We start from the raw sequence: 13,494 nt of genomic DNA on the forward strand, positions 1-13,494 counted from the left end.
TTTTGAAAAAGAAGATCAGCCACTTTCTCAGTGGATCTGGAGTCAACGGCTTCAGCTATGTCAACGCGATCTGAAGAGTCCTGTTTTGAAAGAAAAGAATATTGGTGATATCGCATTTGATTGGGGGTTCAGCAATTGCACGCACTTCAGCCGTGCATTCAAACGCGAAACTGGAATGACTCCCAAGGAGTTCCGTAAGCAACACCTGACTGGATAAGATGATCCAGGGGCCACGTAACTCCATCATGCTTCGACAAGGACGAAGCACTCTGCAGCTTTTTCACAACAGCTCTTTCATGCCTATCAGAGCATGGAGGCACTGAGTAACAGGAACGTGAACACCAGCGGACTGCCCTTTCTTCACAATTGCGCCCGCTATAAATTCATTTTCAGTCCGGCGCCCTGCCTCAACATCCTGAAGCATGGAAGGTTTATGGGTTGCGTGGTGCACAAACGCATGATCGATACTCGCCATGATGCGGACTTCGTCAACGCTTACGCCATTGGCTAGCGCTACAGATACGGCTTCCCTGGCAACAGCCATAGTCATCTCTCTACCGCCCTGCGCGCTAGCGACTTCGCCAACAGTCAGCCCAGAAACAGCGCAAATTGAATTCAAGGCAGCGTTGAAAGCGAGCTTTTCCCAGATGAATACCTCGACCTGCGGATCAGCGCTACATCTCAGCCCAGCATCGTCGAACAAGCCAGCGATCACCATGACACGACTGACGATTTCCCCGGTGAAACTCCAAATCTTTATACGCCCATGACCCTGACTGTAGACGGTGCCAGGAGACTGCAGCTGTGCGGGATAATCAGTCATCCCTACGATGATACGGTCTCGGCTAACGGTTCGAGAGATAAGTTCAGCGTTGCCCAAACCGTTCTGGACGGATAATACCCACGTAGAAGGTGTCAGAAGGTGGCGTACATCGTCGATAGCTTTGGCGGTGTGAAAGCCTTTGGTAAATACAATCAAAAGGTCGAAAGGATCAGTAAAGTGGTTCGCTCTACCGATCTCTGGCCACACATGTATATCCGTTCCCTCACCCAGCAGCCGCAAGCCACCGGCTCGTATCACCTCAATGGTAGGCTCTGACACCTCGACGAATGCTAGTTCGTGGCCAGCGTTGGCCAAACGAGCTCCGAAGAGCCCACCCATTGCTCCCGCACCTATAACTGCAATGCGCATGGCTGCTTCCTAAAATTGGTAGGTATAAGTAGTGATCAGACGATTCTCATCGTAGTCCGGGCCAGACAATGAGCCGCTACCGAAGCGGGTTTTGACCTCGATGTGACGCCACTCAAAGCCGACGTTTTTGAAGAGGCCACTTTGGATGACATAGCTCAACACCAGGTTGCTTTCGCTCTCGACATTTTTGTCCAAGGCATTGCTACCTCGATCAATTCCGGTACCCCGCATATAGCGAGTCATCAGCTTCAGCCCCGGAGCACCCATAGCAGCAAAATCGTAGTCATACCTGAGTTGCCAAGAGCTCTCATTGGGCTTGAAGAATCCGAGTGTTGACCAGTTGACGAGATAGGGTTGTGGGGCATATCCATTGAAAAGCGGGAACGCTGATTCCCCAAGCATACGTTGATAGCCAATCCCGAATGCATGACCTGCCTTTTTCAGGGTAGTCATGGCACCATAGGTTTTATTGTCAATTTTCCCGTAGAGCGCGTCTCCATCCTCGCTATTTTGATAATAGCGCAAGTCAGTTTTCAACGCGTAACCGCCACCCAGATCAAAAACATCTGTAAGCCCAAGATAGTGCTGTTTGTAAATGTCTTCCAGCTGCCCATAGAAATAGGTTCCTGAAAGTCCAGGCGTGAACTGGTAAGTAGCCCCTGCAAAGTTCAGCCCATCGCTACGGCGTTTGATGTCAGGGCCATTCATCAAATAGATTTGTTCATGACTGGATGATTCACGTGCAGCAATTTCAGTGATACGCCCGCCGGTGAGAGTAAGGCCTTCCCACTCTTTAGACTCCAGCAGTGCACCCTGGTAAGTGGTGATGAGCTGGCGCGAATCGTCAATATAGGCAACTGGCAGAGTGGGACGTAGCTCACCGAGCTTTAGCTCTGTTTTGGAAACACGTATTTTTGCCGTGGCATTCGAACGCCCATATTCCCTGACCTGTTCACCTCGGCTGGCGTCGTAGGGTATGACACTATCGGGCCCTCTACCGCCGCCGCCATCTAATCGATACGCCCATTGAGCGCTGGTATCAAAGCCAAACTGAACTGGCCCCTCGGTATACCCAGAGATGAAACGCAAATCGAAACCCTGAGTCCAACTGCCGACCCTAGATTTAGGCGCATCGCTTTGTTTGAAGTCACGGTCAATATAAGCATTACGCAGACCTAATGTGACCTTGCTATCTTCGAGAAAGTCCGCTCTAGCAGATAACGGTTGCACACAGGACAAGCAAGTGACAGCAAGTACACCATATTTTGACTTGGAGAAAGCCTGCATAAGTTTACCTTTTTATTTTTTTTGGAGGCGATCACAGACCGCCCCCTTATAGATAAGGGGGCCGGATATAACTTTTGTGAAAACTAAATTTTTTTAAAACCAGCAACGCACGACCACTTAGAAAGGGTAAGTCCGAGGCGTCATTTGCACACTTACCCAATGGTCAGTGGTGAACTCTTCAATCGCCCACTCACCATTAAACCTACCAAGCCCAGAGTTTTTCTCTCCCCCAAATGGTGCGTGCGCCTCGTCATTCACGGGAATATCGTTGACATGCGTCATGCCGGCCTTGATCTGACGAGCAAAGCGAGCACCTCGCTCCAGGTCTTTGGTGAACACCGCGCTGGAGAGCCCATATTCACTGTCATTAGCCAGCAGCAAAGCATGGGCCTCATCGCGAGCACGCTGGATGCCAACGAGCGGGCCGAAAATCTCTTCTCGTGCAATTTCCATGTCCGCGGTAACGTCGGCGAAAACGTGTGGTGGAAGCAGATTCCCGCGAGCCTCCCCGTCGACGACAGTTCTCGCACCTTCTTCTTTGGCTCGAGAGACCTTGCTCAACAACCCCTCAAGCTGTTTACGATTGATGATGGGGCCAATCACCGTGTCAGCATCACTGGGGTTACCAACCTTCAGCGTTCTGACCTTCTCCGCATAGAGCTCTACGAACCGGTCATACAGAGCGTCTTCAACGATAATCCGGTTGATGGCCATGCAGATCTGTCCTTGATGCAAAAACTTGCCCATGACAGCCGCTGCGACCGCTTGATCGAGATCAGCGTCAGCCAGCACCACGAATGGGCTATTGCCACCCAGCTCCAGTGCCACATGCTTGAGATGCTTGCCACCACTGGCAATGCGCCCAATGTTCAGCCCGACCGGCGTCGAGCCTGTGAACGAGATGAATTTGGGGATCGGATGCTCCACGAATGCATCGCCGATCTGAGCGCCAGAGCCCACCAATACACTAATGACGCCCTTGGGCACTCCTGCTTCTTCGAAAATCCTGGCAGCGAGCAACCCGCCGGTGACTGGAGTGTCGCTCGCTGGCTTGATGACGATAGCATTGCCCAATGCCAGTGCCGGCGCGACAGAGCGTTGAGTCAGATGAAACGGGAAGTTCCAAGGGCTGATCACCCCAACCACGCCGAGCGGTTCACGATAAACCCGATTTTCCTTACCCGGCACATTGGAAGGTAGGATCCGACCGTGAACACGAGCGGGAAATGACGCCGACTCTTGAGTGATGCCGCGAGCCGCTCCCCACTCGATCTGCGCCTTGATTCGCGTGCTACCGGACTCCTTGATGATCCAGTCGATAATTTCTTCACGGCGTTCGTCGAAAATTTGCACCGCTTTCAAGAGTATCGCCGACCGTTGTCCTGGGCCCATACTGGCCCAAGCTGCCTGAGCTTTCTCGGCAGAGATATAGGCCTGATTAAGGTCTTCGCGATCAGCCTGGACGATTTCTAACAGGGTGTCACCGGTGAACGGATCAGTAACGTTAAGCACGTTCCCGGCGCTGCCCTTACGCCACTCTCCTGCAATCGGCAGCAGATGCATTTCTTGGTAAGGCATACGGTTGGCTTGGCTCAAGTGATGTCTCCTTGGACGGTGTGACTTGAAGATCAGGAATGCGCGTCAATCGGCTGGGATGGCATCTCATTCGAATGCGCAGATCGCCGCTTGACCATGGCGATAGCAAAAATCGCGATTAGTCCTGGTATGGCGCAGAAGATAAAATTCAGTTGGAGCGGTAAGTTCAGGCTGAGCATAAGCCCCCCCAAAGCGGGGCCTGCGACGCCTCCGAAACGACCTATGGCTGAACACCAACTGACAGCCGTGGAACGGATATCACTCGGATACTGCTGAGCGGCAAAGGCATGAATTACAGCAAGAGTTCCGATGGTGGTAGCACCGGCAATCAATAACATTATGTTGAGCGTTACCGGGCCCGGCTTGATGCCGAGGATGCAAAGCGAAACGACCGCCAATGTAAAAAAAAGAATCAATGTAGGTTTACAGCCCCAGCGATCAGCCAGCCAGCCCCCCCCAAGAGCGCCCGCCGTAGCGCCAAGATTCAACGTCACCAGAAACATGAGACTGGAGCCAAGTGGGTAGCCCCCTGCGACCATTATTTTCGGCAACCAGGTATTGAGGCCGTAAACCATCAGAAGGCACATGCCGAAACCTAGCCAGAGAAAGACGGTACCCACGCCTCTCCCCTCTTTGAACAGTCGGGAAAGAGGTGTGGATGTTGAGGTTCGTACAGCTGGTTCAAATCGGACAAAAGCAGTATCTATATCGGGAACGATACGCTTGAGAAGTGCCCCTGCTGCACGTTGATTTTTCGCCAGCAGATAGGGCAAAGACTCAGGGAGATAACGGTACATCCAAGGCATGCAAAGCAGTGGCAGTCCGCCGATGAAGAATGTTGCCTCCCATCCAAATTTGGGTATCACCAGCATGGCCACCAACGCCGAAATCATTGCACCGATGGAGTAAAAGCTGAGCATGATCGTAGTCAGAGTGCTACGACGAGTTGTGGGGGACAAGTCGCTCATCAGGGCAACGATGTTTGGAATGGCACCGCCGAGGCCGACGCCGGTAAAAAATCTCAAAGCCGCGAAGCTGGGTACATCCCAGGCGAATGCATTTGCGAAAGCGCTAATGCTCGCGAGAGTGACCGCTCCGAGGATAATCTTGCGTCGACCCATTCGGTCTGCAAGCGGGCCGATAGCGATTGCGCCGAACATCATTCCGAATAGAGCTGCGCTCCCCATCCACCCCGCTTGGACAGGCGGGATAGACCACTGCTCCATCAAGCGGGGAACCACAGATCCGTAGATGACGAGATCATAGCCATCGAACAGCATGATGAACGAGCACCAAAACAACAGGCCGTAGTGGAACCTGCCCAACGGAGCTGAGCCCGCAATTTCTGTAGCATTTCTTTGAGTCATAATTTGGTCTCTTGTTTTTGTTATTCGGGGACTTACTAGGAGGCACAAGGCCCTTGGCACTCATCAATGAGGCTGGATCGTCACAGTGGGCACCTCGATCAAAGTAGGTTCGGTAGAGTCGAGAGCAGCGCGAAGGGCGGCCTCGAAACTATCGCGTGTGTCGGTATGTACCGCCTTGACTCCATACCCTTTTGCGATAGCGCAGAAGTCCAAACCAGGGACGTCCAAACCAGGCGCTTCCTCAACATTCAGGACGCCCGCGAACCAGCGCAGCGCACCATAGGTGCCATTTTTGAGGATGATGAACACGACTGGGATGTGATACTGCGCAGCCGTCCACAACGCAGTAATTCCGTAGTTCGCAGAGCCATCGCCAATCAAAGCGACCACGCGCCTATCGGGCTGGGCCAGTTGAACGCCCACCGCTGCTGGCAGACCGAAGCCCAATCCACCTGCTGCGGGGAAGTAGTAGCTACCAGGGTGACGCATGTTCATTCGCTGCCAGAACGCGGTCGTGGTGGAAGTCGATTCCTTGACGTAGATAGCATCTGGCGGAGCGACCGCGTCGAGGACGTCGAACAGCGTTTCCGGGCGCAAGTGATGAGGTTCATCTTGTACATCTGTCAACGCTGGTAGAGATGCTGGATAGGACTTTGCCTTCTCCTCAACGCCCTCTGCCAGTACGCGTAGAGTCTCTGCGATATCGCCGATCAAGGCGTCCCCCATAGGAGCGCGAGCTGCTTCCTGAGGATCTGACGTGATGTGCAAGAGCCGAGCTCCTGCCGGTAGATACTCGCCTGGTGCGAACTGGTGATAGCGGAAAACCGGCGCGCCGATGACGATAATCAGGTCGTGGCCAGCAAGCGTCTTGCTGATCCCTGCGATGGCGGCAGGCAAAACTCCACGGAAGCTAGGATGGCGAGTTGGGAACGGGCAACGTGATGCCGATGGAGCAACCCAGACAGGCAGTTTCAGTTTATCGGCCAAGGCAACGGCGTAATCGTTGGAGCGGGTAGCATCCACATCAGGGCCGAGAACGAGAACAGGGTTGTAGGCCTCATTCAATTGCTTGGTCAAAGCTGCCAGTTGCCGCGCATCAGGAGCACCCGCAGTCTGGACTTCTCTCTCAAGAAGATGCTCCACACCGAGCGGAGATGGTTTCTCCCAGTCATCGTATGGGATAGACAGATACACCGGCGCCTTGGGAGAAGTATTAGCAATGTGGATCGCCTGGCTCAGAGCCCGAGGCACATCCTGAGCCGTTGCTGGTTCATAGCTCCACTTGACCAGCGGTTTGGGTAGCTGTGGTGCATCCACATTGGCCAGCATTGCTTCGACACCAATCATCGAACGCACCTGCTGACCTGCCGTGATCACCAACGGGCTGTGTGAATACCACGAATTGGTGAGAGCCCCCATGCCATTGCCCGTACCTGCTGCTGCATGGAGGTTTACGAAAGCAGGCTTACCGCTTGCGAGAGCATAGCCGTCCGCCATCCCCACCACAGCGCCTTCATGAAGACCGAGGACATACTGGAAATCCTCCGGAAAGTCCTTCAGAAAAGGAAGCTCGTTGGATCCAGGGTTACCAAAGATGGTGGTCATGCCATGGCGACGCAAAAGCGCATAAGCGGCAGAGTGAATTGTTTTCATTGGGTCATATTCCAGGGTGTGTCTGATTGCTCCTACTGTAAAAATTCGATTAAAATCGATCAAATCAATATTTTAAGCCAGCTACATAGACACCACTTATTTTCGTAGAGGTCTGCTGATGGCTCATTTTGATCTAAATTTGATCACCACCTTCGTCACGCTTTACGAAACGCAGAGCCTGACGATTACCGCCGAGCGGCTGTTTGTCACCCAGCCTTCAATTAGCTACAGCCTGGGGAAACTACGTGAGCAATTCGACGACCCATTGTTCGTACGCAATAGCCAAGGAATGCAGCCAACGAGACTTGCTGCTCAGCTATACGTAGGCTTCAAGCAGGCTGCACGTTGCATTGAGGAGTCAGTGGCTGAGGCAAGAAGGTTTGAGCCTGGCCACTCAAGCAGACAATTTCGGCTAGCGCTTTCTGACTTGGGGGAGATGGCGTTGCTGCCCAAGCTCATGGGTCAGCTGAATATCCTGGCGCCCAATATCGAGCTTGAGATCATTCCCCTAGAGATCGACCAGGTGGGGACATGGTTGAACGACGGGCACATCGACGCGGCCATCTGCAGCCGAGTCATCAGCGGATCTGGACTTGCATTCAAGAAGCTCGTGAGCGAGCGATACGTTTGCCTGATGGACGCGGATCATCCTCGGATTGGTTCAGAGTTGACAATGGAACAGTTTCTCGCAGAGCCGCACGTCTTGGTCACAAGGACATCAGGGCATGGCATGGCCGAAGACGTGCTTCAAAAACTCGGGGTCAAGCGAAGGGTCAAGCTCAAGATTCCTCACTTTTCAGTCCTTCCAAAGGTAATACCGGGCACAGAATTGCTGGTAATTCTGCCGTCCCAGATCGCGAACAGCTTTTGTGAAATGCCACTGGCCAAGCCGCTTAAAATGCTTGAACTGCCCTTTGATGTACCGTCCTTCGAAGTGACACTCCACTGGCACTCCCGGAGCACTCAATCAACGGGGCTTAACTGGTTCTTCGAACAGATTCAGGCCACGCTAGGCGAGCCCGGCGTGACCTGACGGATCAAGCTGCTGTCTGATGTCCCACCCCGGGCGGCTGAGATCTGATCATCGCCCTAGGCGAGGACTTAAAGGCCGATTTGAGCGCCCAAGTTATAAACTATCTGCAATCCGACGACGGCTCCATTGCTGCTAATCTCGGCCTGTGGATTGTAGAAGTTGCTGGGGTTGAACACGTACTGCACGCTTGGCTGAAGTGCTAGGTAAGGTGTCGCTTGCCACACCATATNTTGGCTGAAGTGCTAGGTAAGGTGTCGCTTGCCACACCATATTGAGCTCTACTCGCGACTCTCCTTTTGACATTCCTTGGTCAACACCGGTGGCCAGCAGTCGCTGGTCATGCTGATATTGAACTTGCTTGTCTCCCAAACGTAGGTAGCTCGCTTTCAAGCTGACTGAATCCTGAGGGCGCCCGAATGGGCCAACGCGAGTTATACCTGCTTCCACGAAGTGTTCGAAAGGCTGCAGATCGTCAGCACTCCAAGTCCACGCGCCGAATACTTGCCACGCTTTGTCTGGGTTTCCGGCAGAGGAACCGCCTTCGCGAGATAGCGTTTGCATAAAGCGGTAGATCAAGCCGCTGCTACCACGACGGGTCGAGCCATCCAATACGTCGGTCTGTTCGGAGGTATTGTAAAAACCATTAAGCTCGTAGTGATAGGCCAAGGGAGTCTGCGCGAAGCTTTTTTGAGCACCAACGCCTGCCAACCAAGTGATACCACGCGCGTCACCCGGATCCCAGTCCCAACCCTTGGTGCGTTTGATGTAATGGGCAGGATTGGACTCGAAAGCGCCAGCATGTATGTACTGACCATTGTCGAATGAGTAACGCGAGTAACCGCCCCAGCTTCCGTATGGGTAAGGCAATATTCCGGTGGTGTTTTCAATGATGGGGTCGTTGCAAGTAACCCAGTTTTCGCAGTTCATCATGTAGAAATGCTGCTTGGCATTGCTACGGCCAACGTCGAGCTCAAGATGGTTGTCCAACAGCATTTGCCGATATTCAAACTTCGACAGATATCCCTTGTCGATGTCGTTATGCATGGGTGCGCCACCTAGTGCGCTACCTGTAGCGCCTTGCCAAGCGGCTGCAGTTGGCTGACCTTCATTGCGCATCCACGGGAAGAATGTGTATTCAAACTGAAACGTGCCGCCTGGCAACCCCATGAGCTTGGACATGTCAAAATCGGCGCCGGCGAAAATGGCGCCAGCGTTGGCGAATGTATGGGGACGAGGGCCAGTGTTAAGGTTCTCCAGCATCAGATCGGTAACGATCAGGTGCGCCTTGACTGGACTACTGTCTGTAGGCGCCGAATCGGCCCATGCCGAGCTCGCCATGCTACCCAAAGCCACAACAGCGGTTACACAAAATCGGCGCGCAGAAGTACCTGCGACGAGTGGGATCGCGTTCATTCATTTAATCCGAGAAAGGTTTTTATTCGCGCAGCCAGGGCAGCTGCGCTTAAGGTAAGAACAGCCGATCAGCGTGCGATGGGCGAAAGTGGGCCCGGCCCCCAGATCGACTCAAGCGTGCGACCGATTGCCAGAAGTTGGTCGTCCGTTCCAGGCAATCCGTCAATCTCCATACCTACAGGAAGTCCGGATTCTTTCCCAACACCTACGGGAATACTGAGACCCGGCATCCTCACGTTGCTGCTCGGGTCAGTATTTCGAATAATCCGACCAAATTTTTGAGGCGTTCCGGCGTCAGGGCCGGTCTTGATTGCCACCTCTGGAACCGTGGGGAACAGAAGAGCATCGAGCTTGTTGTCCGCGAATGTCTTCTGATAGAGAGCTAGCAAGGCTGGGACACCCGTCTTGATCGCTTGCGCATAAGCCGGGCCGCCAGGAATCATCTTTTCATCAGGCCCTGGGACATTCCCAGGCACGACCATGGCCGAGAAAATACCTTGGACGTCGGGACTCGAAATTTTGGCGGCCAGGGTTTCGAATGACACTCCGGTGGATTGTGATTTCAGGTAATCAGTCAGGGCCTTGCGCGCTTCCATGATCGCGACTGGCGTTGCCACAGCTGATGCCAATTGACCGATACCCGGCATGCTGACTGAGACGACCTCAACTCCTGAACTGCGGAGCTTCTCTACCGCGGCTTTGGCTTGTGCCGAGACTTCCGGCTCCAGATCTGCCCAGAAAAAATCTGGAATGCCCAGTCGAATTTGGTGGGCCGGTATTGGCTTCAGAGGCGAGACACCGCTAAGAATCGAATCCAGCAGCACGACATCTCCAACAGTATTGGCCATTGGGCCTGCCGTATCGCGACTGGTCGAAATAGGTGTGATGCCTACACCGCTATATCGACCAACCGTTGGGCGAAAACCAACACAGCCATTTAGCGCGCAAGGCTCACGGCTAGAGCCACCTGTATCTGTCCCCATAGCGATTGGAATCAAGCGAGCCCCCAGAGCGGTGGCACTCCCTGATGACGAACCACCGGCAATGCGAGAGTTGTCAAAGGCATTGCGCACACCGACCAGCCGTGGAAGATGAAAGGCGGTGTTGTAGCCGGTAGCGCCAAACGCGAGCTCGTGCATGTTGGTCTTGCCGACCACAATGGCGCCTGCGGCCTGGAGCCTATCGATAATCGGCGCATTGGCTTTCGGAAAGAAATTAGCAAGAGCTGGCGTGCCTGCTGTGTTCGTGAAACCAACGACCTGAATGTTGTCCTTGATCGCTATAGGGACGCCGCCCAATGAAAGGCACTGCTCACCCTTAGCGAGGCGCGCGTCTGCAGCACGAGCCTCTCCCAAGGCTCTCTTTGGGTCTAAAGAAATGAAGGCATTTAGCTCAGGATGCGCTTCAATACGGGCCAGCCAATAGCTGACAACCGATTCACTGGAAACCTTCTTTTCGCAGATGGCTTGTGCCGTCTGCTCAGCACTCATCAAGTAGAAGTCTTTCGGTACGTTCGACGCCGATGCGCCAGCGCTTGCTGCCAAAAGGCCAATCGCTAAGCAGGAGAGTCTGGTCTTCACGAGTATTCCTTGAGAATCAGTCGATACCCACCGTAGGTCTCGATGAACTGATTTACTCACAAGGAAATATCCGTCAAACATCCTCATTAATGAGGAGCCCTTTTCTCAACATCGTGGGCCTGTGTAGCTCGGATAATAGTCACCAATAAAGGCTCTCCATTGATGACGGGAGTTGATGAGCGATTTCGCCCGGTATGTTACTGGCCAGCAATTCTTGTCCGTTGGCGTGAAATTTCGACCCACCGACAGTCGTGCCATATTTGCTCTAAAACTGGAAAATCGTGTGCTAGCCGGAGCAAGCAACCGGCGAGATCTTTTTTAATGAGTGTCTTCGCGAGGCCGAGAGCTCTAAGGCAAAGCTCGTGGCCATTTACCTGCGATCCATACCTCGCTTTTGGGGAGCTCTGCATCACGAGCCAACGCAGCCGGCCCAGAAATTGCTAAACGTTCGACAGAACAAACGGAGCATGCCCATGCAAATCAATCAAATGGACATGACGAATTCTGAGCTCGACCTTTTCGCTCAAGTGGTCTGGCGTCTACGCGCTGGTGGTGCGGGGGATGAAGTTCGTCAGGCAGTACTCGGTGACGTTACGCAGTTACTCCGGTCAGATTTCGGAGCTTCGTACCTCTGGGATAGCTCGCGCGGTCGATCCACGCGCTGCGCAGCGGTCAATATTGATGCTTGGAAGCTTAGGGAATACGACGAGCAGATTCATGTGCGCGATACGGTCACACCAGTGCTGAGAGCCCGGCAGCAAGCTACCTGTGTCGATGATGTCATTAGCCGACGAAGCCTTGAGCACAGTGAACACTACGCCGAATTTCTCAAGCCGTGCCGGATGCACCATGGAGTAAACGTTTTCTTCTTCAATGACGGTCGGGATGTAGGTGATCTGCGCATATGGCGCAGCGCCGATCAGCCTGCGTTCGGATCCAGAGAGCTTTCACTGCTCAATGCCCTCACTCCCTACTTCGAGCAGGCGCTCGCAGTTGAGGTGCCTCTTTGTGGAGCCCTGAGCCCACGAGAACGCGCCGTTGTTGAGCTCGTCGCGGCAGGGCGAAGTGATAAGGAAATTGCGCGCCTAATGTCCATAGGCTTCACCACCGTTCGAACACATCTGAAGAACGCGATGATCAAGACCAATTCGAGTAACCGAACCGAGCTTGCTATTCGTGTAAGCGCGCACTGAATCGGGGCGTCTGAGTAATTCAAGTGGTCACACGCTTGCGCCGTCTTATGCGACGAGCCCCCCAAAGCATCACCACCCCACCAGCTACACTCATTCGATACATTTCCACGCCGAGACTTCGACCATGGCGACCAAAACCGCAATCGTATTCGCTGGCGGCGGCAGTTTGGGTGCGGTGCNTTGGGTGCGGTGCAGGTGGGGATGTTGCGGGCCTTGGTCGAGGCCAATGTTCGATTCGACATGGTGGTTGGCGCTTCGGTAGGCGCTATCAACGGTGCCTATTTTGCCGCAAGGCCCGATTCCGATGGCGTCGAGGCGCTCGCCGGATTCTGGCGCGGGCTGAGTAAAACGGACATTTTTCCCCTCTCCTGGCTCGACACCTGTAGAGGGCTGATCAAACGGCGTGGTTTTCTGTTGCAGCCGGCGGCCTTGAACCGATTGCTGGGTCAGGCACTGCCCATTCATCGCATTGAGGATGCGGCGCTGCCCCTGCACATCGTCACCACCGACCTGCTCAGTGGCGCCGAGACGGTGCTGTCCAGTGGCGAACTTGAGCAGGCGTTACTGGCCAGTGCTGCCATACCACTGGTGTTCCCCTGCGTACAGATCGCCGATCGGTTCCTGGTTGACGGCGGCGTGGCAAGCAATACACCTATTTCGACTGCCGTAGCCTTGGGAGCCACCAACGTCGTGGTCATCCCTACCGGGGTGAGTTGCGCCCTGACACAGCCGCCCCGAGGCCTGGTTGCCTTAGCCCTGCACACCGTCAATCTGATGAGCATGCGCCAATTGGTGAGCGACATCGAACACTTCCGCACGCTCACCAGCCTGCACATCGTCCCGCCCTTGTGCCCTGTGGATGTCTCGGTGTTCAACTTCGACCAGACCGAGTCTTTGCTGCAGCGTGCCTATGAGCAGACCCTCCGGTGGCTGGAACATGGGGGGCTCGAACGCACCAAGGTACCGGGTGCCCTGACCATCCATTCACATGCTCATGAGCATTGAGAAAAAACATCGGGTGTCACTGGGCGAGCAACTTCACCCGATGTAACGGTCGACGGTAATTAGCTACTTTGATGGCTCAACCCATTTCATTGATGCAGACCACTTTAGGCTGCGTCATGTCCTCATAGGCAAATCGAACACCTTCGCGCCCCAAACTTCCGTACTTGAAGCCACC

11 protein-coding genes and 1 pseudogene are annotated in these 13,494 nt (G+C 54.0%); 4 read left to right on the top strand and 8 right to left on the bottom strand.

What is annotated here, in order from left to right; genetic code table 11:
* Positions 1–217 (top strand): helix-turn-helix domain-containing protein (locus HCU66_RS23910; protein WP_205890881.1); only part of this gene is annotated, 217 nt, incomplete at its 5' end.
* Between the two features lie 63 nt (positions 218–280).
* On the opposite strand, the gene HCU66_RS23915 is transcribed toward HCU66_RS23910, so the two are convergent.
* The 5 genes from HCU66_RS23915 to mdlC form a co-directional block, all read right to left on the bottom strand.
* Positions 281–1,192, bottom strand: a complete 912-nt coding sequence (locus HCU66_RS23915; protein ID WP_205890882.1) for a ketopantoate reductase family protein — start codon at positions 1,190–1,192, stop codon at positions 281–283.
* A 9-nt stretch (positions 1,193–1,201) separates the two neighbouring features.
* On the bottom strand, positions 1,202–2,479 hold the full coding sequence (locus HCU66_RS23920) for an OprD family porin (RefSeq protein ID WP_205890883.1): 1,278 nt from the start codon (positions 2,477–2,479) through the stop codon (positions 1,202–1,204).
* 117 nt (positions 2,480–2,596) lie between these two features.
* A complete protein-coding gene (locus HCU66_RS23925) occupies positions 2,597–4,057 on the bottom strand; it encodes an aldehyde dehydrogenase family protein (RefSeq protein ID WP_205890890.1) in 1,461 nt (486 codons plus the stop codon).
* A 50-nt stretch (positions 4,058–4,107) separates the two neighbouring features.
* The gene (locus tag HCU66_RS23930) at positions 4,108–5,442 is read right to left on the bottom strand and encodes an MFS transporter (RefSeq protein WP_205890884.1); all 1,335 of its coding nucleotides are present in this window, start codon (positions 5,440–5,442) and stop codon (positions 4,108–4,110) included.
* Between the two features lie 63 nt (positions 5,443–5,505).
* Positions 5,506–7,095, bottom strand: coding sequence for a benzoylformate decarboxylase (gene mdlC / locus HCU66_RS23935; protein WP_205890885.1), 1,590 nt, complete (start codon positions 7,093–7,095; stop codon positions 5,506–5,508).
* Between the two features lie 118 nt (positions 7,096–7,213).
* Between mdlC and HCU66_RS23940 the strand changes: the two genes are divergently transcribed.
* A complete protein-coding gene (locus tag HCU66_RS23940; protein WP_205890886.1) occupies positions 7,214–8,128 on the top strand; it encodes a LysR family transcriptional regulator in 915 nt (304 codons plus the stop codon).
* Positions 8,129–8,196: 68 nt separating this feature from the next.
* On the opposite strand, the gene HCU66_RS27230 is transcribed toward HCU66_RS23940, so the two are convergent.
* The 3 genes from HCU66_RS27230 to iaaH all read right to left on the bottom strand — a co-directional run bounded on the left by HCU66_RS27230 (position 8,197) and on the right by iaaH (position 11,121).
* On the bottom strand, positions 8,197–8,313 hold the full coding sequence (locus HCU66_RS27230) for a hypothetical protein (RefSeq protein WP_338136468.1): 117 nt from the start codon (positions 8,311–8,313) through the stop codon (positions 8,197–8,199).
* Entirely contained in the window at positions 8,261–9,541 is a 1,281-nt protein-coding gene (locus HCU66_RS23945; RefSeq protein ID WP_338136469.1) for a carbohydrate porin, read from the bottom strand. Before HCU66_RS23945 ends, HCU66_RS27230 begins: the two co-directional genes overlap by 53 nt.
* A 68-nt stretch (positions 9,542–9,609) precedes the next feature.
* On the bottom strand, positions 9,610–11,121 hold the full coding sequence (gene iaaH, locus HCU66_RS23950) for an indoleacetamide hydrolase (RefSeq protein ID WP_205890887.1): 1,512 nt from the start codon (positions 11,119–11,121) through the stop codon (positions 9,610–9,612).
* A gap of 473 nt (positions 11,122–11,594) precedes the next feature.
* On the opposite strand from iaaH, the gene HCU66_RS23955 reads away from it, so the two are divergent.
* Positions 11,595–12,314: a helix-turn-helix transcriptional regulator gene (locus HCU66_RS23955; RefSeq protein ID WP_205890888.1), complete on the top strand. Its 720-nt coding sequence runs from the start codon at positions 11,595–11,597 to the stop codon at positions 12,312–12,314.
* Positions 12,315–12,438: 124 nt separating this feature from the next.
* A pseudogene (locus HCU66_RS23960) lies at positions 12,439–13,319 on the top strand (patatin-like phospholipase family protein).
* Positions 13,320–13,494 lie beyond the last annotated feature (175 nt).

Origin of the sequence: Pseudomonas frederiksbergensis (assembly GCF_017114915.1) — a bacterium.
Lineage (GTDB): Bacteria > Pseudomonadota > Gammaproteobacteria > Pseudomonadales > Pseudomonadaceae > Aquipseudomonas > Aquipseudomonas frederiksbergensis_I.

Bases quoted from the DNA above. Each gene is read 5' to 3' on its own strand.
- HCU66_RS23915 (WP_205890882.1), bottom strand. From the start codon at position 1,192: ATGCGCATTGCAGTTATAGGTGCGGGAGCAATGGGTGGGCTCTTCGGA.
- HCU66_RS23920 (WP_205890883.1), bottom strand. From the start codon at position 2,479: ATGCAGGCTTTCTCCAAGTCAAAATATGGTGTACTTGCTGTCACTTGC.
- HCU66_RS23925 (WP_205890890.1), bottom strand. From the start codon at position 4,057: ATGCCTTACCAAGAAATGCATCTGCTGCCGATTGCAGGAGAGTGGCGT.
- HCU66_RS23930 (WP_205890884.1), bottom strand. From the start codon at position 5,442: ATGACTCAAAGAAATGCTACAGAAATTGCGGGCTCAGCTCCGTTGGGC.
- mdlC (WP_205890885.1), bottom strand. From the start codon at position 7,095: ATGAAAACAATTCACTCTGCCGCTTATGCGCTTTTGCGTCGCCATGGC.
- HCU66_RS23940 (WP_205890886.1), top strand. From the start codon at position 7,214: ATGGCTCATTTTGATCTAAATTTGATCACCACCTTCGTCACGCTTTAC.
- HCU66_RS23955 (WP_205890888.1), top strand. From the start codon at position 11,595: ATGCAAATCAATCAAATGGACATGACGAATTCTGAGCTCGACCTTTTC.